The 26,558-nt window shown below is 61.5% G+C and carries 26 protein-coding genes and 3 pseudogenes; 24 read left to right on the top strand and 5 right to left on the bottom strand.

Annotated features, from left to right (window positions below; all coding sequences use genetic code 11):
• Window position 1 precedes the first annotated feature (1 nt).
• Together ABCW43_RS16880 and ABCW43_RS16875 are read left to right on the top strand one after the other, a co-directional pair.
• On the top strand, window positions 2–1,492 hold the full coding sequence (locus ABCW43_RS16880) for a carboxylesterase/lipase family protein (protein ID WP_345926468.1): 1,491 nt from the start codon (window positions 2–4) through the stop codon (window positions 1,490–1,492).
• A gap of 99 nt (window positions 1,493–1,591) precedes the next feature.
• Window positions 1,592–2,560, top strand: coding sequence for a LysR substrate-binding domain-containing protein (locus ABCW43_RS16875; RefSeq protein WP_345926466.1), 969 nt, complete (start codon window positions 1,592–1,594; stop codon window positions 2,558–2,560).
• A 443-nt stretch (window positions 2,561–3,003) separates the two neighbouring features.
• Here ABCW43_RS16875 and ABCW43_RS16870 read toward each other — a convergent pair whose 3' ends face one another.
• Together ABCW43_RS16870 and ABCW43_RS28840 are read right to left on the bottom strand one after the other, a co-directional pair.
• On the bottom strand, window positions 3,004–4,560 hold the full coding sequence (locus tag ABCW43_RS16870) for a winged helix-turn-helix domain-containing tetratricopeptide repeat protein (RefSeq protein WP_345926464.1): 1,557 nt from the start codon (window positions 4,558–4,560) through the stop codon (window positions 3,004–3,006).
• A 136-nt stretch (window positions 4,561–4,696) separates the two neighbouring features.
• Window positions 4,697–4,801, bottom strand: a pseudogene (locus ABCW43_RS28840) (IS110 family transposase); the annotation flags it as partial.
• 561 nt (window positions 4,802–5,362) lie between these two features.
• Here ABCW43_RS28840 and modA point away from each other — a divergent pair.
• The 21 genes and pseudogenes from modA to ABCW43_RS16765 all read left to right on the top strand — a co-directional run bounded on the left by modA (window position 5,363) and on the right by ABCW43_RS16765 (window position 22,628).
• Window positions 5,363–6,157: a molybdate ABC transporter substrate-binding protein gene (modA, locus tag ABCW43_RS16865; protein ID WP_345926462.1), complete on the top strand. Its 795-nt coding sequence runs from the start codon at window positions 5,363–5,365 to the stop codon at window positions 6,155–6,157.
• 294 nt (window positions 6,158–6,451) lie between these two features.
• Window positions 6,452–6,685: a hypothetical protein gene (locus ABCW43_RS16860; RefSeq protein ID WP_345926460.1), complete on the top strand. Its 234-nt coding sequence runs from the start codon at window positions 6,452–6,454 to the stop codon at window positions 6,683–6,685.
• Between the two features lie 95 nt (window positions 6,686–6,780).
• Window positions 6,781–7,008: a hypothetical protein gene (locus tag ABCW43_RS16855; RefSeq protein ID WP_345926458.1), complete on the top strand. Its 228-nt coding sequence runs from the start codon at window positions 6,781–6,783 to the stop codon at window positions 7,006–7,008.
• A 214-nt stretch (window positions 7,009–7,222) separates the two neighbouring features.
• The gene (gene modB, locus ABCW43_RS16850; RefSeq protein ID WP_345926456.1) at window positions 7,223–7,924 is read left to right on the top strand and encodes a molybdate ABC transporter permease subunit; all 702 of its coding nucleotides are present in this window, start codon (window positions 7,223–7,225) and stop codon (window positions 7,922–7,924) included.
• Window positions 7,921–8,982: a molybdenum ABC transporter ATP-binding protein gene (gene modC, locus ABCW43_RS16845; RefSeq protein ID WP_345926454.1), complete on the top strand. Its 1,062-nt coding sequence runs from the start codon at window positions 7,921–7,923 to the stop codon at window positions 8,980–8,982. The genes modB and modC overlap by 4 nt, the downstream gene beginning before the upstream one ends.
• Window positions 8,983–9,023: 41 nt before the next feature.
• A pseudogene (locus ABCW43_RS16840) lies at window positions 9,024–9,239 on the top strand (type II toxin-antitoxin system RelE/ParE family toxin); the annotation flags it as partial.
• Window positions 9,240–9,315: 76 nt separating this feature from the next.
• Entirely contained in the window at window positions 9,316–9,612 is a 297-nt protein-coding gene (locus ABCW43_RS16835; protein WP_345926452.1) for an addiction module antidote protein, read from the top strand.
• A 189-nt stretch (window positions 9,613–9,801) separates the two neighbouring features.
• Window positions 9,802–11,148 carry an extracellular solute-binding protein gene (locus ABCW43_RS16830; protein ID WP_345926451.1) on the top strand — a complete coding sequence of 449 codons (1,347 nt, stop codon included), beginning with the start codon at window positions 9,802–9,804 and terminating at the stop codon, window positions 11,146–11,148.
• A gap of 129 nt (window positions 11,149–11,277) precedes the next feature.
• The gene (locus ABCW43_RS16825) at window positions 11,278–12,579 is read left to right on the top strand and encodes a carbohydrate ABC transporter permease (protein WP_345926449.1); all 1,302 of its coding nucleotides are present in this window, start codon (window positions 11,278–11,280) and stop codon (window positions 12,577–12,579) included.
• A gap of 2 nt (window positions 12,580–12,581) precedes the next feature.
• Window positions 12,582–13,439 (top strand): carbohydrate ABC transporter permease, encoded by an 858-nt coding sequence (locus tag ABCW43_RS16820; protein ID WP_345926447.1) that lies wholly within the window; start codon window positions 12,582–12,584, stop codon window positions 13,437–13,439.
• Window positions 13,439–14,494 (top strand): ABC transporter ATP-binding protein, encoded by a 1,056-nt coding sequence (locus ABCW43_RS16815; protein WP_345926446.1) that lies wholly within the window; start codon window positions 13,439–13,441, stop codon window positions 14,492–14,494. Before ABCW43_RS16820 ends, ABCW43_RS16815 begins: the two co-directional genes overlap by 1 nt.
• Window positions 14,494–15,240, top strand: a pseudogene (locus ABCW43_RS16810) (glycerophosphodiester phosphodiesterase); the annotation flags it as partial. The gene ABCW43_RS16815 and the pseudogene ABCW43_RS16810, both read left to right, overlap by 1 nt.
• A 6-nt stretch (window positions 15,241–15,246) precedes the next feature.
• Window positions 15,247–16,245 (top strand): LacI family DNA-binding transcriptional regulator, encoded by a 999-nt coding sequence (locus ABCW43_RS16805; protein WP_345926925.1) that lies wholly within the window; start codon window positions 15,247–15,249, stop codon window positions 16,243–16,245.
• Window positions 16,246–17,070, top strand: a complete 825-nt coding sequence (locus ABCW43_RS16800) for an inositol monophosphatase family protein (RefSeq protein ID WP_345926444.1) — start codon at window positions 16,246–16,248, stop codon at window positions 17,068–17,070.
• Between the two features lie 81 nt (window positions 17,071–17,151).
• Window positions 17,152–18,183 (top strand): LacI family DNA-binding transcriptional regulator, encoded by a 1,032-nt coding sequence (locus ABCW43_RS16795; protein WP_345926442.1) that lies wholly within the window; start codon window positions 17,152–17,154, stop codon window positions 18,181–18,183.
• A 114-nt stretch (window positions 18,184–18,297) separates the two neighbouring features.
• Window positions 18,298–18,966: an amino acid ABC transporter permease gene (locus ABCW43_RS16790; RefSeq protein ID WP_080951277.1), complete on the top strand. Its 669-nt coding sequence runs from the start codon at window positions 18,298–18,300 to the stop codon at window positions 18,964–18,966.
• A gap of 15 nt (window positions 18,967–18,981) precedes the next feature.
• Window positions 18,982–19,638: an amino acid ABC transporter permease gene (locus tag ABCW43_RS16785; RefSeq protein WP_345926923.1), complete on the top strand. Its 657-nt coding sequence runs from the start codon at window positions 18,982–18,984 to the stop codon at window positions 19,636–19,638.
• 51 nt (window positions 19,639–19,689) lie between these two features.
• Window positions 19,690–20,490 carry a transporter substrate-binding domain-containing protein gene (locus ABCW43_RS16780; RefSeq protein ID WP_345926438.1) on the top strand — a complete coding sequence of 267 codons (801 nt, stop codon included), beginning with the start codon at window positions 19,690–19,692 and terminating at the stop codon, window positions 20,488–20,490.
• A gap of 47 nt (window positions 20,491–20,537) precedes the next feature.
• Window positions 20,538–21,317, top strand: a complete 780-nt coding sequence (locus tag ABCW43_RS16775) for an amino acid ABC transporter ATP-binding protein (protein ID WP_345926436.1) — start codon at window positions 20,538–20,540, stop codon at window positions 21,315–21,317.
• Between the two features lie 67 nt (window positions 21,318–21,384).
• A complete protein-coding gene (locus ABCW43_RS16770) occupies window positions 21,385–22,290 on the top strand; it encodes a 2-hydroxyacid dehydrogenase (protein ID WP_345926921.1) in 906 nt (301 codons plus the stop codon).
• A 14-nt stretch (window positions 22,291–22,304) separates the two neighbouring features.
• Window positions 22,305–22,628, top strand: coding sequence for a hypothetical protein (locus ABCW43_RS16765; RefSeq protein ID WP_345926434.1), 324 nt, complete (start codon window positions 22,305–22,307; stop codon window positions 22,626–22,628).
• Between the two features lie 140 nt (window positions 22,629–22,768).
• Here the strand turns inward: ABCW43_RS16765 and ABCW43_RS16760 are convergent, their stop codons facing one another.
• From ABCW43_RS16760 to ABCW43_RS16750, 3 genes are all read right to left on the bottom strand, one after another.
• On the bottom strand, window positions 22,769–23,560 hold the full coding sequence (locus ABCW43_RS16760) for an AraC family transcriptional regulator (RefSeq protein WP_345926433.1): 792 nt from the start codon (window positions 23,558–23,560) through the stop codon (window positions 22,769–22,771).
• A gap of 118 nt (window positions 23,561–23,678) precedes the next feature.
• Entirely contained in the window at window positions 23,679–24,518 is an 840-nt protein-coding gene (gene kynA, locus ABCW43_RS16755; protein ID WP_255742512.1) for a tryptophan 2,3-dioxygenase, read from the bottom strand.
• Between the two features lie 24 nt (window positions 24,519–24,542).
• On the bottom strand, window positions 24,543–25,196 hold the full coding sequence (locus tag ABCW43_RS16750; protein WP_345926430.1) for a glutathione S-transferase: 654 nt from the start codon (window positions 25,194–25,196) through the stop codon (window positions 24,543–24,545).
• 114 nt (window positions 25,197–25,310) lie between these two features.
• Here ABCW43_RS16750 and ABCW43_RS16745 point away from each other — a divergent pair, with 114 nt between their 5' ends.
• Window positions 25,311–26,525 carry a polyhydroxyalkanoate depolymerase gene (locus ABCW43_RS16745; protein WP_345926428.1) on the top strand — a complete coding sequence of 405 codons (1,215 nt, stop codon included), beginning with the start codon at window positions 25,311–25,313 and terminating at the stop codon, window positions 26,523–26,525.
• Window positions 26,526–26,558 lie beyond the last annotated feature (33 nt).

The following is a 26,558-nucleotide window of genomic DNA, read 5'->3' as shown; positions in this document are numbered from 1 at the left end:
CATGCTCGTTGAGACAACTGGCGGCACCATCGAGGGTTTTAATGAGAACGGCTACGCCGTCTTTCTCGGGGTTCCCTATGCCGCACCGATCACTCCCGAACGGCGTTTTGCCGCGCCGCAGCCGGTTCCACGCTGGTCGGGAATCCGGCTCGCCAAAGCGCTGAGCGGAGTGTGCCCGCAGATCCCGACCTATGGTCCCGTGGGAAAGGCAGCTGCATCGATGCTCGAATTCGGCACCGACTTCCTGACGGTCAACATCCGCACGCCGTCCATCACGGGCTCGGCACCGGTCCTAGTCTGGATTCACGGAGGCGGTTACGCGGTCGGTTCGGCCAATGAGGCCGTGCTGCAAAGTGGCGCATTCGCCGCCAGCGGCCTCGTCGAGGTGACGGTCAACTATCGGCTTGGGGCGCTCGGCTTTCTGCATTTGAACGACGGCTCGCCGGACAATCGTGGGCTTCTGGATCAGATCGCAGCACTGGAATGGGTCCGCGACAACATCTCCGCCTTCGGAGGGGATCCGAAGCAGATCACGTTTGCAGGTCGTTCGGCGGGGGGCTTCTCGATTGCGGCCGTCATGGCGATGCCTGCGGCGCACGGATTGTTCGCCCGGGCGATGCCGCAGAGCGGCGCAAGTACCGGCGTCTCGACGATGGACGATGCGCAGAAGCTCAACAGGCGGATGCTGGACTATCTAAATGTGACCGAAGCGGAACTCGCAAACGTGCCCTTCGAGAACCTGCTCATTGCGCAGCGCGACCTCTGTAACGAATCCTACGAAAAGCATGATTTCGAGCGGGACGGCTCGGCATCGATGCTGGGGGTCCCCTTCGTCCCGGTCATCGACGGGATCTCGCTTCCGCGGCATCCGGAAGCCGCCGCAGCGGATGGCGAAACCACCGGCGTGCCGATGATGATCGGCTGCACGACCGGCGAATACGTGACCCATGCAACGGCGCAGCCGGACATGGATTTCGATATCGCCGCAAGCCTGCTGCACGAACGCGTGCGGCCGATGGGGCTGACCGGAGAAGGGACCGTCGAGCGCTACCGGCGCGCATTGCCGGATCATTCTCCTCGTGGTATCTGGCGCGCTGTTGGCGGCGATCTCGTGTTTCAGAACCCGGCGACACGCTTTGCCCGGCTGCATGCGGTCCACCAGCCCGTCTACAAATACCTCTATGGGCCGATCGAGCCGGACGAACTGGGAGCGCCGCATGGCGCCGAGGTCGGTGCGGTCTGGTACCGGCGGGGCACGAATGTCAGCCATCTGCCGGCGCGGCAGTCCGTCACGCAACCGGATTTCGCGGCGGCTGTTCACGATGTGTGGGTTTCTTTCATTCGCGACGAGATACCTAAGTCGCCGGCCGGTGACTGGCATCGCTATTCGGCCTCGCAGCCAGAGGTGCTGCATATGGATAGCGGGGATTTTCGTCTCGTCGCCGACCCCTTCGATGGGCGCACCGCGCTTTGGATCAAGGCGAGCGCGTGAAAAGGATCGCGCGACCGTTCACACCGTTAAGCGCCTTTCGAACCGGACTGGTCCACCAAGCATGAGATGGCTATACCAACCTCGTCGATAAATGCTGGAATGTCACTCGTAAGGGCGAAGACGGGATACCCTATGCCTCCGGAATACCTTGATACGCGGCAATTGGAGGCCTTCGTGGCCGTGATGTCGATCGGCAGTATGACGGGTGCCGCCAAGGCGCTTGGAAAATCCCAACCGGTGGTGACGAGGCTCATTCAGGAACTGGAACAGGAACTGGGTTTTCCGGTGCTGCATCGCAACGGGCCGCGGATCGCGCCGACCGAGCAGGGAGTGGCCTTCTTCGCCCAGGCGGAACTTTTCCTCAGCGGATTGCGCACCATCAGCGAGAGGGCTCGGCAGATCGAAACGGTCCAGACGAGTTCGGTGGAGATCGCGTCGATTCCGGCAATCGCCGCGAGCATCATCCCGTTGGCATTGCAGGGTCTGCCGGGGGACCAGTTTCCGGAACATGTCCATGTACAGAGCACTGCTTCGGAGAATGTGGTCCAGGCAGTTTTGGCCCGGACGGCCGATTTGGGTATTGCCAGCCTGCCGCTCGACAATCCGGGCATCGATGTTCATTGGATCGGGGAGGTGCCCTGCGTGGCTGTCATTGCCGTCAGCGACGCGCTGGCGGGAAAGGACGTGTTGCAGCCTGGTGATCTGAATGGCCGCCGTCTGATCGCCTCGGCAAATCCCTATCGGCTGCGGATGCGCATAGACCGCGTATTTGCCGAGCATGGCATTGAGCCCGGCGGTGTCATCGACAGCAACGCCACCTATGTCTCGCTTTCGCTGGCGCGCGCGGGGCTTGGAGTAGCGATCGTCGAGTCGGTCACGTTGAGTGGGCTGCCGATCAAGGACGTATCCGTTGTTCCCCTGAGCTTCCATGTCCCGTTCCATTGGGGCGTGATCACGGCGACGGGCCTTCCGCTCTCGGCGACTGTCCGGCGATTGATCGATGGGATCGAGCGCCAGGCCTCGAAGCTGGCCAAGTTTCGCAAGCACGACAGCCTGCCGATCGTATAGGCGTGATGATGGTTGTCGCCAGCCCGCGACATTTCGGCTTTAAACACAGCCAGCATAGCTGTATTTGCCTCCAAAATCAGTTCCAGCGTGACAGGATTCTCCTATTCCGGTGAAGCGGGATGGTGAGGTGGGAGGTCGGCCCAATCCCGGAGACTGAAGTGAGCCGTGGGATCGTCGCCCGACTCTTCGACCGGCAAACGCTTCGCTAGACCCCTTGACCACTCCCTGAAGCTGAACCAGACGGCAACGATCCGCGCGCGCGACGGCTTGTTCGTCGATCGCGCAAACCGGGAATTTCGGAAAGCTCCAGCAAAAATCATCTCGGTTCTCCCTCGTCCAACACCATTTTGGGTCGACAGGGGCAATCTGGATGAATAAGGCGATTTGTGTCCCAAAACGGGGGCCAAAATCTTCCAATTCGACTTAAGTCGCTCCAGCGGCGGTCAGTCCGGCAGACCGGCCTTGCGGACGCCGCCGATCATGATTTCGTATCGCTCCGCATAGCGCGGACGGTGCCGTTCGAGGTCGTGGACCCGCATCAGTGGCGCTTTGGTCCGGAGCTTTGCGATTGTCGCCTGCGCTTGTTCAACACGACCGAGATGGGCGTAGGCCGCTGCCAGGGTCCAGTACGCCCCAAGCCACTCGTTGTTCACGGCGAGACTGCGCGACGCCCAGTCAACTGCCTGCTCGAATTCGCCCTTGAACAAATGTGCAATGCCAACGCCCACCAGGATTTCGTAATTCTCCAGCGCTCCTGGAGCGATGTGCAGTGTGCGCAGGAACGTGTCTCTGCCGATATCGATGTCTCCTGCCATCACATTGAGAAAGGCAAAGAGGGAGAGCACTGTTGGATTGTTGGGATTGGCGTCTCGAGCATCGCGCAGCATGGCGAGGCCGCGCTGGTGATCGTGGCCGACATTGGTGAACACCAGTGCGCAGATGGCGACCACTTGCGGATCGTCGTAGCCTATTTCAAGGGCCGTCTCCGCAAGCTGGAGGCAGCGCTGCCGTTCGGTGTCGCCTAGGCCGGAGCCGAACGTCTCATGACGCTCATAAGCCCAGGCGGCGTGAGCAAGACCGGTGGCGAAACCGGGGTCGGGGTGAGCGGCTTGCTCCAGCAGCCGTACCGCTTCGGCGCGAACGGTGGCGGTGGTGCCCCGGAAGTGCGGCAGGGCGCGCAGATAGAGGTCATAGGCGTCGAGACTGTCCGGATGCTTCCGTCGGGCTCGCTCGATCTCGGCCTTGCGAATTTCCGGCTCGACAAGGCCGACGACAGCCTCCGTGATGCGGTCCTGAAAGTCGAAAAGACTCGAGATGTCACCATCGAAGCGATCCACCCAAATATGCGTATCGGTATCCGCATCGATCAGTTGGACAGCGACCCTTAGCCGATCGCCATGGCGACGGACGCTGCCCTGGAGAATGTAGCGGACGCCAAGTGCGTTCGCGATGTCTCTGATGGGTGCGTTCCGGTCCCTGTAGACGAAAGACGAGTTTCGGGCGACCACTGCAAAGGTCCTGAAGCGCGACAGGGCGACGATGATGTCTTCGACCATGCCTTCGGCGAAATATTGGTATTCGGCATCGCCGGAGAGGCTCTCGAACGGCAGCACGGCTATGGTCGGGCGCACCGCTCGCGGCGCAGTCTCAGATGAATGTGCATGCGGCAGCCTATAGCCAATTCGGGGGACCGTCGCGATCCATTCCAGGCCGCTCGGCGCCTTGCCAAGCGCCTTGCGCAAGGCTGCGATTTGTACCGTGAGATTTGCTTCTTCGACAGTCTGTCCCGGCCAGGCTCGGGCCAGCAGATCGTCCTTGCTTACGGCCTGCCCGTCTGCGCTCAAGAGGGCGTCGAGAAGAGCAAGGCCACGCTGGCCAAGCCCAATTTCCTCTCCGTCCCGTCGCACCAACCCGGCGGCGCGATCGAGCACAAATGGACCGAATGCATTTCGTTGTTGAGCCATGCTGCGAAAAATATCAGCAACAGTTGGATGCGGCAACGGAGGGCGCAATCTCCGCCTGGCCGAGACATTTGAAGAACCCTGACGATGGCTGAGGGCTCGCCTTGCCTAAATGACCTCGCGCAGGAGCGAGGCACCTGGGCGTTAGGTGCAAGCTGGCTCCGCGGCCTACCGCATCGCGGCGTAGCGTTTTGCGCACGACGACTTTCCCGTGGCCGTCGACACCGTGAATTTCAAAGACATATTTCGCAAGATCGAGACCAATCCGAACGCCTGACATGACACTCCTTCTTGTCCGTTCCCGAGTACGGAGACTGCGCTCGCTGGTGGGCGGGGTCCATACCCATTGCCCCTTGTGGCAAGGGCTTTTTGTCGTGATTGCGTGATCGATTGCTTTCATATGTCCGGCCTGAATGCTCCTTGTGTCGCTTCAGATCAGCGGCTCGCATCATAGCAGCGGCCAGGCGGTGCGGGGGCGTCCACATCATCAAGGCTGCCGGTTATGGAGTGAACCCCTCGGGCTGGACCAGCGAGGCGCTTCAAACTAAGCCGCTGCTGGGCGAGTTGGGCTTCGCAAGCCAATGACCTAAACGATGCGGCAGAAGAGCTTTGGACGCACGTGCGTCAATGCACATTAACGCACGTCGGACGCGCCTGTTCTCTTCGGAGGCCCTCACCCCTCAGGTGAATTGACCACAGTGTCGCTGCAGGTTTGATTTGTCCGTTACCAGTTGCCGGGCATTAAACGCTCGTCGTAATTCCCTTTGGGCATATGGCTCTGGTCAAAACCAGGCCAACGAGATATCCAAACGTATATCTCGCAGGGATTGGGGAGGAAACTATGAACATTGATCGGCATACCTGGATCAGGCTCGCGGTGACGTCGGTGGCAGCCGCCTTCGTATCGCTCGCCTCCTTTGTCGCTCCCGCCGGAGCGCAGGAAAAGGTCACCGTCTTTGCGGCAGCCAGCATGAAGAACGCGCTCGACAACGCCAACAAGGCGTGGGGAGCCTTGGGTGGCGGACAAGTCACCGTTTCCTACGCCGCAAGTTCGGCGCTCGCCAAGCAGATCGAAAGCGGCGCGCCGGCGGATATCTTCATTTCGGCCGATCTCGACTGGATGAAATATGTCTCCGACAAAAAGCTCGTGAGGGAAGACACCAAGTTCAACTGGCTTGGCAACCGCATCGTGCTTGTCGCCGCCAAGGACGCCGCCAAGCCGGTCGATATCAGGCCGGGCTTCGATCTCGCGGGCCTGCTGAAGGGCGGCAGGCTTGCCATGGGTGAGCCGAATGCGGTCCCGGCCGGCAAATACGCCAAGGCCTCGCTTGAAAAACTTGGGCTCTGGTCGTCGGTCGAAAAGAGCGTAGCAAGCGCCGAAAGCGTACGCGCAGCACTCGCGTTCGTCTCGCGCGGCGAAGCGCCCTACGGCATCGTCTATCAGACGGATGCGGCGGCCGATCCCGGTGTCGCCATCGTCGGCACGTTTCCGAGCGACACCCACCCGCCGATCATCTATCCGATCGCCATCCTGTCGGAATCGAAGTCCAAGGATGCGCCCGCCTATCTCGACTATCTGAAGTCGGCCAAGGCGGCGCCGTTCTTCGAAAAGGAAGGTTTTACGGTTCTGAAGTAGCGGCAAGCACTCCGGCAATGCGCGTCGAAACGGCCCCTTTTGGGGCTGTTTTTCGTTTCCGACCGAACCGTTCTCGAGAGCGAACCTCTCCGCCCAGCGCTGTCCGAATCTCGATTTCAACCGGTCTCACGCGATCGTTTGTTCTCGAATCCCGAACATTCCGTTTGGAAATCATGCCCTAGCGACCTCGATCGGGCTCCCCCATCTCCATGACCGGAAGCAAACAACGCTTCCCCAATGCCACTCAGCGGACGCCGGCTCCCAAACGGCTCCGTTTAGCAACTGAGGAATACGATGATGAAGACAGTACTTTCCACGCTTGCAGCAGCCATGATCGCTTCGGCTTCCTTCGCCGGCGTCGCCTTTGCAGAAGGCGACTATTATCAGGGTGCGACCAAGGGACAGGCAGCGGTGCAGACCAACGACAAGGTCGACAATGTCAGGACCGGCAGCATCGATCAGGTTCGCGCCAACGACAATCGCGGCGACCAGCCGATCTTCAAGCATGAAAGCCGCGACAATCGCTAACCGGCGCTAACCGCAGCTCATTCAAGATACCGAACATCGTCCGGCAGGCAGGTCGCAAACTTAAGCCCCGGGCGAACTCTGAAAGGACCAGGACAATGAAGACTTCCATCTCCGCTATCGCCGCCATGATCGCTGCGGCTTCCTTCGGAGGCTCTGCTCTCGCTGAGGGCGACTACTACGAAGGCACCTCCAAGACGCATGCTTCCGCCCGGGTCAGCGGCGGCAATGTGGACGACGTGCGCACCGGCAGCATCCAGATCCGCGACAACGATCGCCAGGAAGGCCAGTCGATCTTCGGCAACACGACCCGCGACAACCGCTAACGTGTCGCGCATGAGAACCGAGGCTCCAGGGGCCTTCGTTCAGCAAATCATCTTGTAAATGCGATGGTGTAGGGAGAGCAGCGGTAACCCGGCGCTCTCCCACCGCCTTTTTCAGAACCCGCCAGGTAACTTTTCCGCCAGGACCTAGCCATCAGACCCGTCTCGATATATCCAATGCGATATATTGCATGGCGGCTACGGATGGGATCAGCGTTTGGACTGGCTGGCATTGAGCAACGAGGAATGGACCGCGATCAGGCTCAGCCTGAAGGTTTCCGCCGTCGCGACGATCGTCAGCCTGCCGTTCGGCATTCTCGTCGCTTACCTGCTCGCCCGCGGAAAGTTCTGGGGCAAGTCGATCCTGAACGGCATCGTCCACCTGCCGCTTATCCTACCGCCGGTGGTCACCGGTTTTCTGCTGCTGATCCTGTTTGGACGACGAGGCGTCATCGGCGCCTTTCTCAACGAATATCTCGGCATCGTTCTCTCCTTTCGCTGGACGGGCGCAGCACTTGCCTGCGGCATCATGGGTTTCCCGCTGATGGTGCGTTCCATCCGGTTGTCGATCGAGGCCGTCGACCGCAAGCTGGAAGAGGCGGCCGGCACGCTCGGCGCGGGACCCGCCTGGGTCTTCATGACCGTGACGCTGCCGCTCATCCTGCCGGGCGTGATCGCCGGCATGATCCTCGCATTCGCAAAGGCGATGGGCGAGTTCGGCGCGACGATTACCTTCGTCTCCAACATTCCCGGTGAAACCCAGACCCTGTCAGCGGCGATCTACACGTTCACGCAGGTGCCGGGCGGCGATGCAGGCGCGATGCGGTTGACGCTGGTCGCGATCGCCATTTCGTTTGCAGCGCTGCTCGCCTCGGAGTTCCTGGCCTATCTGGTCGGCAAGAGGGTCCATATCGAATGACCCTCGTCGTTAACGCACGGCAGACGCTGGGAGAGTTTGTCCTCGATGCGGGCTTCACGTCGGATGGCGGCGTGACCGCGCTGTTCGGGCCTTCGGGCTCCGGCAAGACGTCGCTCGTGCGAGTGATCGCGGGACTGTCGAAGCCGGAACACGGGCGGCTGGTTGTCGACGGCGAAACACTACTCGACACTGAAAGCCGCATTTTCGTGCCGAAGCACAAACGGCGTTTCGGCTACGTCTTCCAGGAGAGCCGGCTTTTCCCTCACCTTTCGGTGAGTCAGAACCTCGCCTATGGCCGCTGGTTCGCGCCGAAGACAACGGCGCCGGATAATTTCGATCGGATTGTCGAACTGCTGGGCATCGGCCTGCTGCTCGACCGGCGGCCGGGGAAGCTTTCAGGTGGCGAAAAACAGCGCGTTGCGATCGGCCGGGCGTTACTCTCCGCTCCGCGTCTCCTGCTGATGGATGAGCCGCTCGCCGCGCTCGACGACCAGCGCAAGGCCGAGATCCTGCCCTATCTCGAACGCCTGCGCGACGAAACCACGACGCCGATCGTCTATGTCAGCCATTCGGTCTCGGAAGTGGCCCGGCTTGCCGACAAGGTGGTGATCATGAAGGACGGCCGGGTCGAAGCCATCGGCATGCCGTCGGAAGTCCTCTCTATGCCATCGACAGACCGCCGCGATGCCGGGGCTGTGCTGACCGGGGTGGTCGAGACGATCGATATTCCGCACCGATTGGCGACGATCCGGCTTTCGCAGGCTCGGATCGTCGTGCCGAATGCGCATGCCGAAGAAGGCCGGAGCGTCCGCGTGCATATCCCCGAACGGGAGGTGATGGTCGCCACCCGGCGGCCGGAGGGTCTCAGCGCGCTCAACATCCTCGAAGGCGCGATTGCCGCGATCGAGCCGGACGGGGAGGGCATGGCCCGCATCCGCATCCGCTGTGGCGGAGATACCGTGCTCGCCCGCATCACCGCGCTTTCCGTCGAACGGCTCGACCTGAAGCTGGAAAAGCGGGTTTTTGCGGTGATCAAGACAGTAGCGCTGGAGCGGTAGGTCGAAATGACCTTACGCGAGATGTGAACTATAGATTACATATGATCGAAGTTCGTAAGACCGCAGTTTTCTCAAAGCGGTTCGCCGAACTTCGCGACCACAATGCCGCGATGCGGATTGTTACACGCATTCGCCGAATGGAAATTGGCAATCTGGGGGATGTGAAGCCGGTCGGCGAAGGTGTCAGCGAGGCGCGCATCCCCTACGGTCCTGGCTATCGGATCTATTTCGTTCAGCAGGGCCAGGAGATCATCATCCTGCTTTGCGGTGGCGACAAGAGCACTCAGAGCAAGGACATCGCTTCGGCAAACAGATGGCGAAGGAGATATGACAGTGCCTATCGAAACGACCAAATGGGATGTTCAAGATTATCTGAAGACGCCCGAAGCGCGTGTAGCCTATCTCGAAGCAGCTTTCGAAGATGGCGATCCGAAACTTGTCTCCATCGCCCTTGGCGATGTCGCCCGTTCCATGGGCATGACCAATGTCGCCAAGGAAGCGGGCATTACCCGTGAGGCCCTCTATAAAGCTCTGAGCGACAAGGGTGATCCGAAACTCTCCACGCTTCTCGGTGTTCTGAAGGCATTAGGGCTGCGCGTCACGGTCGTTTCCGCGAACGAAGCCGCCTGAGGGTTTGCCTCGACCGGCGTTGGAAATCGCTCTTAGATAAATTTTGCACACGCGTACATTTTGTCATCCGGGTGTTATGGAGCGCCTCTAAACCGCTTCCTGTTGATGATCTTCAGCGCTTCCGGAGCCTTGGGCCAATAGGTCTCTCAGGGTTTGGAAGAAGCCATTTCGCTCTTCGGGGAGTAAACCATGACTGTTCTTCCGATACTCAAATCCGCAACGCTCGCGGCCGTTCTCTTCGCCTCGACCGCGGTCTTCGCCTCTGCCAAGGATGTCACCATCTCGGTGTGGTCCGGCGGTTCCGGACCGAACGACAACTACCGCACCGATGCGTTCGACATCGCTGCCGATATTCTCGAGCGCGAAGCTGCCATCCGCGGCGAACAGCTCAATATCATCGTCCAGAAGACGCCCTATTCCGGCTGGGAAGATTTCAAGCAGGCCCTGACGCTCGCTGCCGAAGCCAAAAAGGCTCCGAACATCGTCGCCACCGGCCATGAAGACATCGGCCCCTGGGCCCAGGCCGGTCTCATCGTTCCGGTCGAGAAGTTCATCGACCTCGATAGCTGGCCGATCAGCGACATCTATCCGAACCTGATGGAAATCACCTCCTTCAACGGCACCGTCTACGGCATTCCGCAGGACGCAGAATCCCGCCCGTTCTTCTTCTGGAAGCCTTACATGAAGGCAATCGGCTATTCGGACGCCGATATCGAGGCTCTGCCGGCCAAGGTCGAAAAGGGCGAATATACGCTGAAGAACGTGCTCGAAGACGCCAAGAAGATGCAGGACAAGGGCCTCGTCCAGGCCGGCTACGGCTTTTATCCGCGCACCAATAACGGCCCGGACTACTGGCAGTTCTACACGTCCTTCGGCGGCGTGATGGAAGAGGAAGGCAAGCTCGTCTTCGACAAGGCCGCGATGAAGCGCACCTACCAGTATTTCGCCGATCTCGTGAAGGCCGGCGTCACCAAGAAGAATCATATCGGCATGCCAGGCGACCAGTGGTGGAAGGAAGTCGCCACCGGCAAGGCCGGCATCTGGCACGGCGGCACTTGGCATTATGCCCGCCTCGTCAACCAGGAAGGCCTGAAGGACTTCTTCACCAACGTTCAGTTCACGTTGGTACCGGCCGGTGAAGGCGGCAAGGCCAACACGCTGACCCATCCGCTGGCTTACCTGCTGATGGCCGGCCATACTGAAGAAGAGACCCAGATCGCTGCCGACCTGATCAAGATCGCCTCCGAGCCGCGCATCAATGCGCTGCATGCGATCAAGTCGGCCCATCTCGGCATCTCGCCTTCGGAAACCAAGGTCGACCTCTATGCAGCCGACCGCTGGGCTTCGGAAGCCACCGAACGCCTTCTGCCGCATGCCAACGCCATGCCGAACAATGCCGATTTCGGTAAGTACTGGACGATCATGTGGAAGAATTTCGAGGCCTCCTGGACGGGTGCCAAGACGGCCGATGCCGCGCTCAACGATGCCGAAGCCGAGCTGAAGTCGGCGCTCGGCGCAGCGATTATCATCCGCTGAAGCAAGACGCCCTGTGTCTCCACCGGTTGACACAGGGCGTCGACCGATCCGGGCGAAACTCCTCGCTCCGAACTGCGGGCGGCGCTCGCTCCGCCGCCCGCACCCATCCCGTTTCCCAAGGCTTCACCCATGCGAACGTCACGAACGCTCGGACTGGTGATGATTGCACCCGCTGCGGTCATGATCCTCCTGTTTTTCCTGATGCCGGTCGTGTTGACCGCCATCTTCGCCATGACCAACATGACCACCGCGACCGGCATTTCCGGCGGCGTCTGGCAGGTCACGCAAGGCGCCGTCAACCGCCTGAAGACCGACATGCCGGAACTCGCCGACGGTATTGCCGAGCCGCGCTTCGTGATCGATGAGGACGGCCTCGTCGCCCTCGATGCCCTGAAGCTCAAGGCAGGATTCACCGCCGAGCTGCGCGCCAGCCACATGGGCGAGGTCTTTCCCTCGCGGCGCGAGGCGGAGCGCGTGATCAAGGCGCTGAAGGACCGGCCCTCAACCCGCGAGGTTAAGCAGATTTCCGACCTCTTCAACCGCTCGGTTCTCAATACCCGTTTCGAGAGCCGCGACGAATTGATGACGAGCCTGAAGAAGCTCGGCTTTACCCTGACCCCGGCCGAACAGGAGACGGTCGCCAAGGCTACCTATACCGGCTGGGTGTGGACGGCGGAAAACTTCCGGATTATCGGCAATTCGCCGGACATGGCGCAGATCTTCTTGAACACCGCCTTCTACGTCTCGGTGACGCTGCTCCTATTCAACGTCAGCTACGCGCTCTTCCTCGCCATCACCACCCATTACATGCCGGCTTCGACCGCATCCATTTTCCGCGCCATCTGGCTGCTGCCGCGCATCACGCCGGTCGTCATCTATGTGCTGATGTGGAAATGGCTGACCTGGGACAGCGGTTTCATCTCGATGTTCATGGGCCAGTTCGGTTATCCGCCGAAAAACTACCTGCTCGACAGCGCCTATAACGCCTGGTTCTTCGTGATCCTGATCAACGGCTTTATCGGCGCCTCGATGGGCATGCTGGTCTTCTCGTCAGCGATCAAGGCGATCCCGCAGACGCAGTTCCATGCAAGCGAGGTCGATGGCGCCAGCCGCTGGCAACAGGTCCGCCACGTCATCCTGCCGCAGCTGCGCTGGCCGATCCTCTTCGTTACCTGCTACCAGACGCTGTCGCTCCTGGCGTCCTTCAACGAAATCCTCCTATCGACCCGCGGCGGGCCGGGGAAGGCGACGGAAGTCTGGTCTCTCGCCGCCTTCCACACCGCGCTCAACAACTACACCGGCAATCTGGAATACGGGCTGGGCGCTGCCATGGCACTGGTGCTGGTGGTTGTCGGCATCGTGCTGTCGCTCATCTACCTGCGCATCTTCCGTTACGATACGCTGATCTCCAAGCCGCTGATCGAGGATTGACCATGGCCGAAAAACCGCAAATTTCGTCAGGCATGGCCTCGGCGAATTTCTCGAGCCTCCCCGTGATCCTGCTGCTCGGCCTTTTCAGCTTGCCGCTGCTGGTGATGTATGCCTATCTCTTCATCGACACGATCAGCGACACGGAAGTCGGTTCGCTGATCCCGAGCGAGTTCACGCTCCGCCACTGGAGCTTCCTCTGGGAGACCAAGACTGGCAAACCGAACATCTGGCTCGTCACGCTCAACACCTTCATCTTCGCAAGCTGCATCACCGGCGTCGTCCTCACGGTCTCGTCGATGGCAGGTTACGTGCTGTCGCGCCTTAACGTGCCGGCGCGTGGCTTCTTCCTCGCCGGCGTCATGGTGCTGCACGCTTTTCCGTCGGTGACGCTGATCATCGCGATATTCATCGTGCTGCAGTGGATCGGCCTCTATAATTCGCTGATCGGAGTAATCCTGGTAAAGGCTGCGGTCGAACTTCCCCTGGGCATCTGGCTGATGAAGGGGTTCTACGACACCGTGCCCTGGGAGATCGAGATGGCCGGCACCGTCGACGGCGCCTCGCGCTTCACGGTCTGGCGCCGGCTCGTGCTGCCGCAGATCAGGCCGGCGGTGATGGCGCTCGGGCTCTTTTCCTTCCTCACCGGCTGGAGCGAGTTCATAATGCCGCAGGTGCTGGCGCCGGGCGCGAAGGTGCAGGTCCTGTCGGTCTATCTGGCGAGCCTGATCATCGACGACAACAATTTCGATTTCGGCACCTTCAAGGCCGTCGGCGTCTTCTACGTCGTGCCGGTGCTGATCCTCTACGTCTTCTTTCAGAAGCATCTCATGAACATCTATGGCGGAGGCAGCAAGGGCTGATGCGTATCCTGCTCGACAAGTTTTCCAAGAGTTTCGGCTCTACCAAGATCATCGAGGACATGGATCTCGAAGTGGGTTCCGGCGAAATGCTGGCGCTGCTCGGGCCTTCCGGCTGCGGCAAGTCGACGACCCTGTTTGCCGTCTGCGGCATCCACCGGCCGACCTCCGGCCGCATCCTGTTCGGCACACGGGATGTCACCGACCTGCCGAGCCAGGAACGCAATGTCGGCGTCGTCTTCCAGTCCTACGCGCTTTATCCGCATATGACGGTCGAGGAAAACATTGGTTTCCCGCTGATGGTCAGGCGGACCGCCTCGGCAGACATCAAAAAACAGGTCGCCGATATCGCAGACCTCGTCCATATCGGCGATCTTCTGGGCCGGCGTCCCGCTCAGCTTTCCGGCGGCCAGCAACAGCGCGTGGCGCTTGCTCGCGCCTTGATCCGCCGCCCGGATGTGCTGCTCCTCGACGAACCGCTCGCCAATCTCGACGCCAAACTTCGCCTCGAAATGCGCTCGGAAATCCGAAGGTTGCAAAAGGAGACGGGCATCACCGCTATCCTTGTCACCCATGACCAGGTCGAGGCGATGTCGATGTGCGACCGCATCGCCATCATGAAATCGGGCGAGATCGTCCAGATCGCCACCCCGTCGGAAATGTACAAGGATCCGCGGACATCCTTCGTCGCCAGCTTCCTCGGAAACCCGCCGATCTCCTTCCTCAAGGGCCGGGCTCAGCAGGGGGCTTTCGTGCTCGGCGAAAACGGCTTGCGCCTGCCGATCGCCGCGCTTTCGGGCATTCCGGACGGCACGGCGCTCAGCCTCGGCGTCCGCCCGGAGCATTTCGGGACGGCGGGAGGCATACCGGTCGAAGGCAAGGTCGTGTTTGCGGAAACCCAAGGGCGAGAAAACCTCTACGACGTCGTTCTGCCGGACGGTTCTGTGCTGCGTTCGATCCAGCCGGTACGCGACGACGTGAAGCCGGGTGACAGCGTGCGCTGGAACCTCGACAGCGCCTCGACCTTCGTTTTCGCCGAAGACGGCCGGAGACTGTGATGGACGCTTCGACGTGCGACTTTTCCGCCTTCTTCGGCAAGTTCGGCTGGCCGGAAGGGAAGGGCCGGCTGCCATTCTGCATCGGCCATCGCGGCGCAAGCGGCCATGAGCGGGAAAATACGCTCACCGCATTTCGCCGTGCGGCGGAACTTGGCGCCGAAATGTGGGAACTCGACACCCAGATGACTTCGGACGGCGTGGTCGTCGTCTCCCATGACGATCATCTTCAACGGGTCTTCCAGCAGGATCTATTCATCTCGAATATGACCTTTGCCGAGCTGCGCGAGGCGGTGCCGGAGGTGCCGAGTTTCGCGGAAGTTGCGGCCTTGGGGCGCGAGACCGGCTGCGGCCTCTATGTCGAGCTGAAACGGCCGGGCACCGGCCCGCTCTGCTGGCAGCACTTGAAGGACATGGACCAGCGTTTCGCCTGCCTCGGCTCCTTCGACACCGTGCAGGTACGCGACCTCCGCGACCTCGGCTGCGACTATCCGCTTTCGGTGCTGATCCGCGTCGGCCATGACCCGCATGTGGCAGGGGAGGCGGCAGGCGCCGACATCCTGCATCTGTGCTGGGAAAAGGCGAGCGACACGCCGCAGGAATTCGTCACCGAGGAACTGCTCGACAGGGCTTTCACCAATGGAAAGGAAGTCGTGCTCTGGCACGAGGAACGGCCGGATGTCCTGAAGGACATCATGGCCCTGCCCGTGCTCGGCATCTGTACCGACCTGCCGGACCTGATGCGGCCCAGGGAGATGAGCGGCATGTCCCGCGAACCTCGCCGCGTTACCTCCTTCGACGTCGCCCGTGCGGCGGGCGTTTCCCGCGCCGCCGTGTCGCGCGCCTTCACACCGGATGCCAGCGTCTCGGAAAAAACCCGGCAGAAGGTCTATCAGGCGGCCAAGGAACTCGGCTACCGGGTCAACTATCTCGCCCGCAGCCTCACCAACAAGCGGTCCGATTTCGTCGGCCTGGTGGCCGCCGGCCTCGACAACCCGTTCCGCACCCAGCAGCTCGAAAATCTGGCCCGGGCGCTGATCTCCCGCAACTACCGGCCGATCCTCTTGCCGACCTCCAAGGAAGCGGACAGCGCCACCGTCATCGGTCAGTTGCTGCACTATGCCGTTTCGGGAGTCATCATCACCTCGGACGCGCCGCCCTCGCATATTTTCGAGGAATGCGCGATCGAGGGCGTGCCGATCGTGCTGGTCAACAAGGGCGAGGATTTTCCCTTCGTCGACCGGGTCGTTTCCGACGACCGGATGTCGGGTTACACCGCGGTTGACCATCTGATCGAAACAGGCGCCAGAAAGCTCGCCGTCATCGCCGGCACGACTGTTTCCTATTCCTCGCGCCGCCGAGCCGAGGCTTTCCAGAGCCGCTGCCAGATGCTTGGGCTCGATGCGCCACTGATACCGGTCGCCGTCAACGACTACGCCCACGGCCACGAGGCGGCCCAGGTGCTTATCGACATGGGGATCGACGGGGTGTTCTCGGTCAACGACTACATGGCCTGCGGCGTTCTCGACGGGCTTGCCAAAGCCGGAAAGAGCTATGGTTCGGTCAAGGTGATCGGCCATGACGACATCCCTCAGGCAAGCTGGTCGGCCTATGACCTCACCACCTTCGTACAACCTTGCGACGTGCAGGCGGAACAAGTGATCGATCTCCTGACCAGCCGCATGTCCGAACCGGACGCCGTGGCAAGGGTGGAATTCACACCGGTGACGCTGATCAAAAGAAGAAGTGCATAAATGGCATCCGCATTCGATCTCTCCTCCTTGATGTCCCGCGCCAAGACGGCGATCGGGGTCGCCCGCCGGGTCGGCATGGAGGCTGCAGCCTTCCGCGCCGAGGCCCTTCCCGAAACGCTCGGCGTCGAGAGCAAGGGGCATCAGGATTTCGTCACAATCGCCGACAAGCGGGCTGAACAAGCGATCCGCGCGGCGCTACTCGGCGAATTCCCTGACGACTCCTTTATGGGCGAGGAAGGTGGTGGACATTCCGGAGAGCGCGGCACCTGGGTGGTCGATCCGATCGACGGCACGACCAATTTCATCCGGGGCTTCCGCCACTGGGGCGTCTCGATCGCCTTCGTCTCCGGCGGCAAGATCCTGGTGGGCGTGATCTATGACGCCGCGCAGGATCGGGTTTTCCACGCGATCCGCGGTGAGGGGGCCTTCAAGGAAGGCAAGCCGATCGCAGCGGCAAGAACCAGCGATCCCAACCACGCGATCGCCATTCTCGGCCATTCTCGCCGCACCGATTTCGAGGATTACATCACCATCTCGCGCAGGCTTTACGAGCGCGGGATCGACTACCGCCGCATGGGGGCCGCCGCAATCGGCCTTATCCGCGTCGCCGAAGGCGTGTCCGATCTCTATTACGAACGGCACCTCTCGTCCTGGGACATGCTCGCCGGCGTATTGATCGCCTCGGAGGCGGGCGCGACGGTCGCCGTGCCGCCGCTCGAGGAACTGCTTTCCCGCGGCGGGCCGGTGGTCGCCTGTTCGCCCGGGCTGGCCGGAGAATTCGCCTTCCTGATGGAGATGGAAGGCCTGTCGGCTGCCGCGCAGTAGGGCAGGTCGATGGCAGACGCACCCGACCGCGACATATAAGAAGCCTATGCGGGATCGTGGCACCTCTGCTAAGTGATATCCATGCCATTCGAAGACAAAAAGAAAAGTCGTGTGACGCTTCTCGACGTAGCGCGGCGCGCCAATGTGTCCCGCGCCACAGCCTCGCTGGTCATCCGCAAGAGCCCGCTGGTCGGCACCGAGACGCGGGCGCGGGTCGAGGAGGCGATGCGTGAGCTCGGCTATGTCTACAACATGGGGGCCGCCCGGCTGAGGGCCGAACGCAGCCACACCGTCGGCGTCATCGTGCCCAATCTGACGAACCCTTTCTTCGCCGAGTTGCTATCCGGCATCGAGGCGGTGATCGATTCGGCCGGCATGGTGGTGATCCTTGCCAATAGCGGCGATCTCGTCGAACGGCAGGACATGGTCATGCGGCGGATGCGCGAGCACGGTGTCGATGGTGTCATCGTCTGCCCGGCGGCCGGCACCGAGCCGGCCTTCCTTCACCAGCTCGCAGAATGGGATCTGCCCCTGGTGCAGGTGCTCCGGCAGATCTCCGAGGAAGTCGACTATGCCGGGGCCGATTATGCGGCAGGTATGCGCCAGGCGGTTGATTATCTTGCCTCGCTCGGTCATCGGATGATCGCTTTTGCCGTCCAGGGGCCGATCCATTCGGCCTATCGCGAACGCGTCGAAGGGTTTTGCGATGCCATGCAGTCGCGCGGACTCGATCCGAGCATGATCGTGCGCGTACCGAACCAGATCGGCGAAATCGCCGATGCGGCGCATCTCCTCTTCGGCCAAGTCGAACAGCCGACAGCGGTGATCTGCTTCAATGACGTGATCGCGCTCGGCCTTTCCGCCGGCCTCTACGACCGGGGCCTGAAGGTAGGCCAGAATTTTTCGCTGATCGGTTTTGACGACGTGACCGACGCGGAGGCGATGCGGCCGAGACTCACCTCCGTTTCCACTGCACCGGTGACGATCGGCGCGAATGCCGCCAGGCTTCTCCTCGATCGGCTGGCCGACCCCGTTCGCCCAGCCCGAAGGGTTGTCAATGAAACGATTTTGCATGTCCGCCAATCCTGCGGGCCGATCGCCATTTCGGCCTGACAACAATCCGCCAGCTTCCGGTTGACGTCTGGGCCAAAAGCTTTTAGATCGATCTAAATGGAAAGATTCCGCAGAGGAGCGGCGGTCTTTCAACATCGTTGGGGAGGTCCCAAGTTGTATAACTTCAATTTCGAGCCTGTGTTCGCGGGTTTCGACCAGCTTCTGCTCGGCGCCTGGCTGACGATCCAGCTTTCGGTGGCGGCGATGATCATCGGTCTGATCGTCTCGATCGCCTGCGCTGCGGGCAAGACCTCGGGCATTGCGCCGCTGCGCTGGGTGATCGACGCCTATATCGAGATCATCCGCAATACGCCGTTCCTGGTGCAGATCTTCTTCATTTTCTTCGGCCTGCCGTCGCTCGGGATTTTTCTGACGCCAAACAGCGCGGCGCTCGTGGCGCTGGTGGTCAATTTCGGCGCCTATGGCACGGAAATCATCCGCGCCGGCATCGAGTCGATCCAGAAGGGGCAGATCGAGGCCGGCACCGCGCTCGGCCTCTCGAAGCTGCAGGTCTTCCGCTACATCATCATGAAGCCGGCGCTGCGCACCGTCTATCCGTCGCTGACCAGCCAGTTCATCTACCTGATGCTGACCTCCAGCGTCGTCTCGGCGATCTCGGCTGACGACCTTGCCGCCGCCGGCAACAATCTCCAGTCGCAAACCTTTGCCAGCTTCGAGGTCTATATCGTCATCACGATTATGTATCTCGTTATGTCGGTGGGCTTCTCGACGATCTTCTCGGCGATCGAGAAGGCCGCCTTCAAATATCCACTGAGCCGATAGGAGCTGGCCATGCCATTGATCAGGCCTTTCGGCATCAACGAATTCTGGATCATCGTGCTTGCGGCGCAGTGGACCATCGCGCTGTCGGCGATCGCCTTTGCCGGCGGGGGTATCGGCGGGCTACTGATCGCGCTCATGCGCGTCTCGGATGCGAAATGGCCGCGGCTGATCGCCACCGGCTTCATCCGCGTCTTCCAGGGAACGCCGCTGCTCATGCAGCTCTTCCTGGTGTTCTTCGGCATGAACATCCTCGGTTTTGCGATCAACCCATGGCTTGCTGCAACCGTCGCCCTCACCCTGCATGCCAGCGCCTTCCTCGGCGAAATCTGGCGCGGCTGCATTGAGGCGGTGCCGTCCGGCCAGCGGGAAGCCGCAACCGCGCTCGGCCTGCGCTATTTCAACCGGATGCGCTATATCGTCCTGCCCCAGGCCTCGAAGATCGCGGTGGCGCCGACGGTCGGTTTCCTGGTGCAACTCATCAAGGGCACCTCGCTTGCGGCGATCATCGGTTTTACCGAACTCACCCGCCAGGGCCAGATCATCAACAACGCCACCTTCAGCCCGTTTATGGTGTTCGGCACGGTGGCTGCGATCTATTTCGTGCTGTGCTGGCCGTTGTCGGTTCTGGCGCGGCGCATGGAAGTTAGATTCTCCCGGGCAACGGCGCGTTGACGGGACCCGGGCCGGAGGGAGGAAAACCGGTGCAACAGAAAGGGTAGGAAAATGAACATTTCTAGACGCATGGTTATGGCCGTCATCGGCGCAGGCCTGATGATGGGGGCTGGCGCCTCCACCGCATCGGCACAGACCGTCGAAAGCATCAAGTCCGCAGGCACCGTCAAGATCGGCATGCTGGTCGATTTCCCGCCCTTCGGCATCATGAACACCTCGAACGAGCCGGACGGTTATGACGCCGACGTGGCAAAGCTGCTCGCCAAGGAACTCGGCGTGAAGGTGCAGATCGTCCCGGTCACCGGCCCGAACCGCATTCCTTACCTGCAGAGCAACCAGGTCGACCTGCTTGTCGCCTCGCTCGGCATCACCGAGGAGCGCGCCAAGAGCGTCGACTTCTCGCAGCCCTATGCCGGCATCTCGATCGGCGTTTTCGGCGCCAAGGCGACCGAGGTCTCCAAGCCGGAGGACCTGTCCGGCAAGACGATTGGCGTCGCCCGCGCCTCGACCCAGGATACCGGCGTCACCAAGGTTGCCCCGAAGGATGCCAAGATCCAGCGTTTCGATGACGATGCCAGCGCCGTGCAGGCTCTGCTGTCCGGCCAGGTTCAGCTGATCGGCGTCTCGAACGTCGTCGCAGCCCAGATCGAAAAGGCAGCTCCGGGTCGCTTCACCCAGAAGCTGCAGCTCAGCCAGCAGGTTCAGGGCATCGCTGTCCGCAAAGGCTCGACCGAGCTGTTGACTGCTGTCAACGCCTTCATCGCCAAGGTGAAAGCCAACGGCGAACTCGGTAAGATCCATGAAAAGTGGCTCGGCGCTCCGCTGCCGGACTTCGTCGCCAACGCTAAGTAAGACCAGAACCACGCCCAGAACTGAGCATTGAAAGGGAGTTCCTCGTCATGACTGAGGGTAATGCAAACGCATCGGCATCAGATGTGCGCGGAGCTTCCGATCTCGCCGTGCGCATGGAAGGCGTCAACAAGTGGTATGGTGGTTTCCACGCGCTGAAGGATGTCGAACTGTCGGTCAACCGGGGGGAGCGGATCGTCATCTGCGGCCCTTCCGGCTCCGGCAAGTCCACGCTGATCCGCTGCATCAATCAGCTGGAGACGATCCAGAAGGGCAAAATCGTCGTCGATGGCCATGACCTGACCGCCGGCGGCAAAAATGTCGATATCGTCCGCCAGGAGACCGGCATGGTCTTCCAGCAGTTCAACCTTTTTCCGCATATGACGGTTCTGGAAAACTGCACGCTGGCGCCGATGAAGGTGCGCGGCATTTCCAAGGTCGAGGCGGAAAAGACCGCCCGCAAATACCTGGAACGGGTGCGTATTCCCGAGCAGGCCGAAAAATATCCCGCCCAGCTTTCCGGCGGCCAGCAGCAGCGCGTGGCGATCGCGCGGGCGCTGTGCATGAACCCGAAGATCATGTTGTTCGACGAGCCCACTTCGGCGCTCGACCCGGAAATGGTCAAGGAAGTGCTCGACACCATGATCGACCTTGCGAAAGAGGGGATGACGATGCTCTGCGTCACCCATGAAATGGGTTTCGCCCGCCAGGTTGCCGATCGGGTGATCTTCATGGACCGAGGCGAGATTCTCGAAACGGCCGCGCCGGGCGAATTTTTCGGCAATCCCAAGAACGAACGCCTGAAGATCTTCCTCGGACAGATCTCCTGAAGGCCGCTGCCACTCACCGAAATACGGAGTTCCGGACGTGAAACCAGATATCCTACTTGTGGAACCGATGATGCAATTCATCGAAGACCAGCTCGACGCCGCCTATACCGTGCATCGGCTGTACGACCCGGCGCAGAAGGCAAGCCTGGAAGCGGCGTTGCCGAACATCCGCGCCGTCGCGACCGGCGGCGGCAGCGGGCTCTCCAACGAATGGATCGAGAAACTGCCGGCGCTCGGCGTCATCGCCATCAACGGCGTCGGCACCGACAAGGTCGACCTTAAATTCACCCGCAGCCGCAATATCGACGTCACCACCACGCCGGGCGTGCTGACCGACGACGTGGCAGACATGGGCATCGCGCTGATGCTCGCCGTGCTGCGCCATATCGCCAAGGGTGACGCATTCGTGCGTGCCGGCCAGTGGGGCAGGGAAGGCTTTCCGCTGGGCAACAGCCCCAAGGGCAAGCGCCTCGGCATTCTCGGCCTCGGCCAGATCGGCAAGGCCTTCGGCCGCCGCGCCGAAGCCTTCGGCATGGATATCCGCTTCTGGAACCGCTCGCCGGTCCAGGACACGGCCTGGAAGTCCTGCGCCTCGCCGGTGGCGCTCGCGGAAGACAGCGACGTGCTCTGCGTCATCGTCGCCGCTAATGCCGCGACCCAGAACATCGTCAATGCCGAGGTGTTGAGGGCGCTCGGGCCGAAGGGCATTCTGATCAACATCGCACGCGGCAGCGTCGTCGACGAGGACGCGCTGCTCGCCGCCCTGAACGACGGCACGATCGCCGCCGCCGGCCTCGACGTCTATCTCAACGAACCGCGCATCCGCGAAGATTTCTTCACCACGCCGAACACGGTGCTGATGCCGCATCAGGGCAGCGGCACGGTCGAGACCCGCGTTGCCATGGGCGAGCTGGTGCTTGCCAACATCGCCGCCCATTTCGCCGGCGAAAAGCCACCGACCACGGTCAACTGAGCCGGAGAGACACGATGATCATCCGTCAGGCCTTTTTCGAAGGCACGATCCATGCCGGCCAGGAAGGCGCCTTCAAGACCTATGTGGCTGAGAAGCTGATGCCGATGTGGCTCGCTTTTCCGGGCATCAAGGAAGTGCGCGTGCTCTATAATATCGAACGCGACGAAGGTGCTCCGTCTTACCCGATGGTGCTGTCGACCATGTATGAAAGCCGCGAGGCACTGGCCGCAGCCCTGGAATCGCCGGTGCGCTACGAAAGCCGGGACATGACCAAGGGCCTGCTCGAAATGTTCGATGGACGTATCCATCATCACGTCTTCGATCTTGCTCCGAGCTGAATTCGTCGGCCGCCCGTGAAGCGCCGGCGGTCTTCGTGCCTGATCCAGGGGCACGATAGGCGGGCGTATTCGGCTCGAATAGTTCGATCAGGTTTCCGGACGGATCTTCCAGAACAGAGGGCAAGCGCCATCCACCGTCCTCAGAAAGGCCGGCCGGACGCCCGGGGCGGACGCACGCAAGCCGCGTAAAGGTGCGGGGAAAGCCCGAAACTGCGGGTGAAGATGCGGGTCATATGGCTCTGGTCGGCAAAACCGCTGGCCAGCGCCGCCTCCGCAAGTCCCGCTCCGCCGCCGATCAGTTTGCGCGCCAGCTGGACACGCCGCTGGATCAGGTAGGCATGCGGAGTGAGCCCGATCGCCTTGTCGAAAGCACGCAGGAGCTGGAACTGGCTGATGCCGGCGAGGCCTGCCAGATCGGCAAGGCTGACCGCTTCGGCCGGATCGTCATCAATCCGCTCGCGCGCTGCCCGGACCCCTCGCGGTATCGCTTTCGGCTCCGGCGCCTCCCGCATCACCTCGGCCAGCAACGTCAGCAGCAGTTCCTGGCGGCGGAGTTCGGCGCCCGCTTTCTCGGCGGTCATCTCGGCGAAGAGCTGCCGCATCGTCGCGGCCTGCGGCGGTTGCCGCAGCACCGGATCGGCAAACTCGAACTCGCCGGGCTGGCCCTGGCGGATATCCGCGACCGCGCCGGTTATCACATCCGGATCGAAATAGAGCATCTGCCAGAAACGGCCCCCATCGCCGATTGGCGCGCCGTCATGCACTTCACCGGGGTTGACGGTGATGACGTCGCCCGGCCCGGCTTCCACCGGACCGCGTCCGCTTGCGGATTTCTGGGCTCCGCTCTCGATCACGCCGATGCCGAACTGGTCGTGGGTGTGACGGGAAAAATGGTGGTCGGAGCGGGCCACGACCGCCTGCACGCCGGTCATGCCGCATCGAAACATCCGAAATCCGTTTCGTCCCTTCGCTCGCATCGGCTCCTCGCGTTCGAGCCAGCATAACCCGGCTCAAGAAGATCACCAACCGGCGCTCCCAGCCGCGCGCAGCTTACAGGACGGTGCGCACCCGCCAGAGTTCGGGGAACAGTTCGACTTCCAGCATCTTCTTGAGATAGGACGTTCCCGAGGTGCCGCCGGTGCCGCGCTTGAAGCCGATCACCCGTTCCACCGTGGTGACGTGATTGAATCGCCAACGGCGGAAATAGTCCTCGAAATCGACCAGCTTTTCGGCGAGTTCGTAAAGCTCCCAATAGGTGCCGGGCGCGCCATAGACCTGTTTCCAGGCCTCCAGCACCTGCTCGTTCTCGCTGCGTTTTGTGCGCCAATCGGCTCTCGCCGCGTCCCCGCCGATATCGAACCCGCGCCGGGCAAGCAGCATCAGCGCCTCGTCGTAAAGGCTCGGGCGGGCGAGAATGCCTTCCAGCATCTCGATGATGTCGGGCCGATGCGCATGCGGGCCGAGCATCGCGAGATTGCGGTTGCCGGCAAGGAACTCGATCGCCCGATACTGATAGGACTGGAAACCGGACGACTGGCCAAGCGAGGCGCGGAATTCCGTGTATTCGCTCGGCGTCATGGTGCGCAGCACATCCCAGGCATTGTTCAGCTGTTCGAAGATGCGGGCGACGCGGCTGAGCATCTTGAAGGCCGGCTGCGGATTGTCGTCGCGGATCGCCGAGATTGCCGAAGTGATCTCATGGATCGCAAGCTTCATCCACAGTTCCGACGTCTGGTGCTGGATGATGAACAGCAGTTCGTCATGCGCCGCCGAAATCGGCGCCTGCGCGTCGAGCACCTTTTCGAGATGCAGATAATCGGAATAGGACATCTTCTCGCGGAAGGACATTTCCGCGCCATCGGCGCTGGGATCGTAGGGTTTCGAGCTCATGATGTCCGATATGTCTTCTGCCGCTTAGAATTCCACTTCCAACTCGACGATTTCGTCGGGTTCCGCAAGAGCCCCCTCCGTCCATTCCAGCATCAGCGGCCAGGCAAGGACCATCTCCGCATAAGCCGCCAGCTTCGGTTCAAGCTCGACCGCGTAGGTGCGGAAACGGCTGCAGACCGGCGCATACATGGCATCCGCCACGGTCGGATTTTCGCCGAACAGCCATGGACCGCCGCTTGCCTCCAGGCACTCCGCCCAGATCGTCTTGACCCGCTCGACATCCGGGCGCGCGCCGGAAAAGATCTTGAAGCGCTCGTGCCGGGCCTTGAGGTTCATCGGCAGGGCAGAGCGAAGATTGTGGAAACCGGAATGCATCTCTCCCGAAACCGCGCGGCAGCGGGCGCGGTCGGCGATGTCGGCTGGCCAGAGGTCGGCATCGGGCCTGATCTCGTTCAGGTATTCGGCTATCGCCAACGTATCCCAGACGATGACGTCATCATGGGTCAGCCGCGGCACCAGCACGGAGGGCGACAGGAGCAGCAGTTCCTGGCGCGCATCGTCGTTCATCTCGACAAGCAGTTCCTGGAAATCGAGGCCTGCCATGCGGCAAAGGAGCCAACCGCGAAGCGACCACGAGGAATAGTTTTTCGACGAAATCGTCAGTGTCGCCTGTACCATCGTTCAAAACTCCTGCCGGACAATCATGCATGCCATGACAATCTTCTCGCATCGCGAGACATATTGCACTAGCATTTTTGCACTGCCGCATATCTGCGGCGCGGGGATCCATTCATGCTCTATCAGGCCTATCAATTCCAGGACGACTTTCTCGCCCCGATGCGCGATCTTGCCCGGCGCCTGCAACTGATGTCCTCCACCCTGTTCTTCGGCGCCGGCAGCGATATGGGCCGGCATGCCGCCGCGGCACTCGAGTTGATGTCGCGCTTCAAGATCACCCACGAACGACCCGAATTCGAGATTACCTCGGTCACGATCGGCAATCGCGACGTGCCGATATCAGTCGAGACGGCACTCGATCTGCCCTTCGGCCGCCTCCTGCATTTCGTCGCCGATGTCGATACGCCCCGCCCGCGGGTTCTGGTGGTCGCGCCGCTATCCGGTCATTTCGCGACGTTGTTGCGCGGCACGGTCCAGACGCTGTTGAAGGACCACGACGTCTATATCACCGACTGGGCCAATGCGCGGGACGTTTCCACGGCCGCCGGCCGCTTCGGCATGGATGATTATGTCGATTACATCATCCGTTTCCTGGAGGAGATCGGACCGCGCGGCCATATCCTCGCCGTCTGCCAGCCCTGCGTCCAGGCGCTGGTTGCCGTCGCCGTCATGTCGGAGGCGAAGAACCCGGCGACCCCGCGCACCATGACGCTGATGGCCGGGCCGGTCGATACGCGCGAGAGCCCGACCAAGGTCAACGAACTTGCGGTCTCGAAGCCGCTGTCGTGGTTCAAGAGCGAGTTGATCACCGGCGTTCCGATGGGCTTTCCGGGCAGCGGACGGCGCGTCTACCCGGGCTTCCTGCAACTCGTCGCCTTCATGAGCATGAACATGGAGCGCCATGTCGATGCGCACCGCAAGCTCTACCGGCATCTCGCCAAGGGCGAGACGGTCGAAGCAGACAAGATCAAGCATTTCTACGACGAGTATTTCGCGGTGCTCGACATGACCGAGGAATTCTACATCGAAACCATCGACCGGGTGTTCCAGAGGGCGGAGCTGGCAAGCGGCACCTACACCCACCACGGCCGGAAGGTGGATCCGAACCATATCCACGCCACGGCGCTTCTGACCGTCGAGGGCGGGCGCGACGACATCTGCGGGCTCGGCCAGACGTCGGCCGCCCACGACCTCTGTCGCTCGCTGCGGCCGCATCTGCGCCGCCACCATCTGCAGGCCAATGTCGGGCATTATGGCGTCTTCAGCGGACGCCGATGGGAGAAGGAGATCTATCCGGTGGTGCGCAACCTGATCCTCGCGATGGAATAAGGCTGCAAGTGCCAGATCTCACACCTTGTCTTG

This window comes from Neorhizobium tunisiense (assembly GCF_039631515.1).
Taxonomy (GTDB): Bacteria; Pseudomonadota; Alphaproteobacteria; order Rhizobiales; family Rhizobiaceae; genus Neorhizobium.
The sequence above is the reverse complement of the archived record's forward strand: the minus strand, read 5'-3'. Positions and strand labels throughout refer to the sequence as shown.

What these genes read in the sequence shown, in the direction of transcription:
- ABCW43_RS16880 (WP_345926468.1), top strand. Translation starts at nt 2, where the DNA reads ATGCTCGTTGAGACAACTGGCGGCACCATCGAGGGTTTTAATGAGAAC.
- ABCW43_RS16875 (WP_345926466.1), top strand. Translation starts at nt 1,592, where the DNA reads ATGTCACTCGTAAGGGCGAAGACGGGATACCCTATGCCTCCGGAATAC.
- modA (WP_345926462.1), top strand. Translation starts at nt 5,363, where the DNA reads ATGAACATTGATCGGCATACCTGGATCAGGCTCGCGGTGACGTCGGTG.
- ABCW43_RS16860 (WP_345926460.1), top strand. Translation starts at nt 6,452, where the DNA reads ATGATGAAGACAGTACTTTCCACGCTTGCAGCAGCCATGATCGCTTCG.
- ABCW43_RS16855 (WP_345926458.1), top strand. Translation starts at nt 6,781, where the DNA reads ATGAAGACTTCCATCTCCGCTATCGCCGCCATGATCGCTGCGGCTTCC.
- modC (WP_345926454.1), top strand. Translation starts at nt 7,921, where the DNA reads ATGACCCTCGTCGTTAACGCACGGCAGACGCTGGGAGAGTTTGTCCTC.
- ABCW43_RS16830 (WP_345926451.1), top strand. Translation starts at nt 9,802, where the DNA reads ATGACTGTTCTTCCGATACTCAAATCCGCAACGCTCGCGGCCGTTCTC.
- ABCW43_RS16825 (WP_345926449.1), top strand. Translation starts at nt 11,278, where the DNA reads ATGCGAACGTCACGAACGCTCGGACTGGTGATGATTGCACCCGCTGCG.
- ABCW43_RS16820 (WP_345926447.1), top strand. Translation starts at nt 12,582, where the DNA reads ATGGCCGAAAAACCGCAAATTTCGTCAGGCATGGCCTCGGCGAATTTC.
- ABCW43_RS16815 (WP_345926446.1), top strand. Translation starts at nt 13,439, where the DNA reads ATGCGTATCCTGCTCGACAAGTTTTCCAAGAGTTTCGGCTCTACCAAG.
- ABCW43_RS16805 (WP_345926925.1), top strand. Translation starts at nt 15,247, where the DNA reads ATGAGCGGCATGTCCCGCGAACCTCGCCGCGTTACCTCCTTCGACGTC.
- ABCW43_RS16800 (WP_345926444.1), top strand. Translation starts at nt 16,246, where the DNA reads ATGGCATCCGCATTCGATCTCTCCTCCTTGATGTCCCGCGCCAAGACG.
- ABCW43_RS16795 (WP_345926442.1), top strand. Translation starts at nt 17,152, where the DNA reads ATGCCATTCGAAGACAAAAAGAAAAGTCGTGTGACGCTTCTCGACGTA.
- ABCW43_RS16780 (WP_345926438.1), top strand. Translation starts at nt 19,690, where the DNA reads ATGAACATTTCTAGACGCATGGTTATGGCCGTCATCGGCGCAGGCCTG.
- ABCW43_RS16775 (WP_345926436.1), top strand. Translation starts at nt 20,538, where the DNA reads ATGACTGAGGGTAATGCAAACGCATCGGCATCAGATGTGCGCGGAGCT.
- ABCW43_RS16770 (WP_345926921.1), top strand. Translation starts at nt 21,385, where the DNA reads ATGATGCAATTCATCGAAGACCAGCTCGACGCCGCCTATACCGTGCAT.
- ABCW43_RS16765 (WP_345926434.1), top strand. Translation starts at nt 22,305, where the DNA reads ATGATCATCCGTCAGGCCTTTTTCGAAGGCACGATCCATGCCGGCCAG.
- ABCW43_RS16760 (WP_345926433.1), bottom strand. Translation starts at nt 23,560, where the DNA reads ATGACCGGCGTGCAGGCGGTCGTGGCCCGCTCCGACCACCATTTTTCC.
- kynA (WP_255742512.1), bottom strand. Translation starts at nt 24,518, where the DNA reads ATGAGCTCGAAACCCTACGATCCCAGCGCCGATGGCGCGGAAATGTCC.
- ABCW43_RS16750 (WP_345926430.1), bottom strand. Translation starts at nt 25,196, where the DNA reads ATGGTACAGGCGACACTGACGATTTCGTCGAAAAACTATTCCTCGTGG.
- ABCW43_RS16745 (WP_345926428.1), top strand. Translation starts at nt 25,311, where the DNA reads ATGCTCTATCAGGCCTATCAATTCCAGGACGACTTTCTCGCCCCGATG.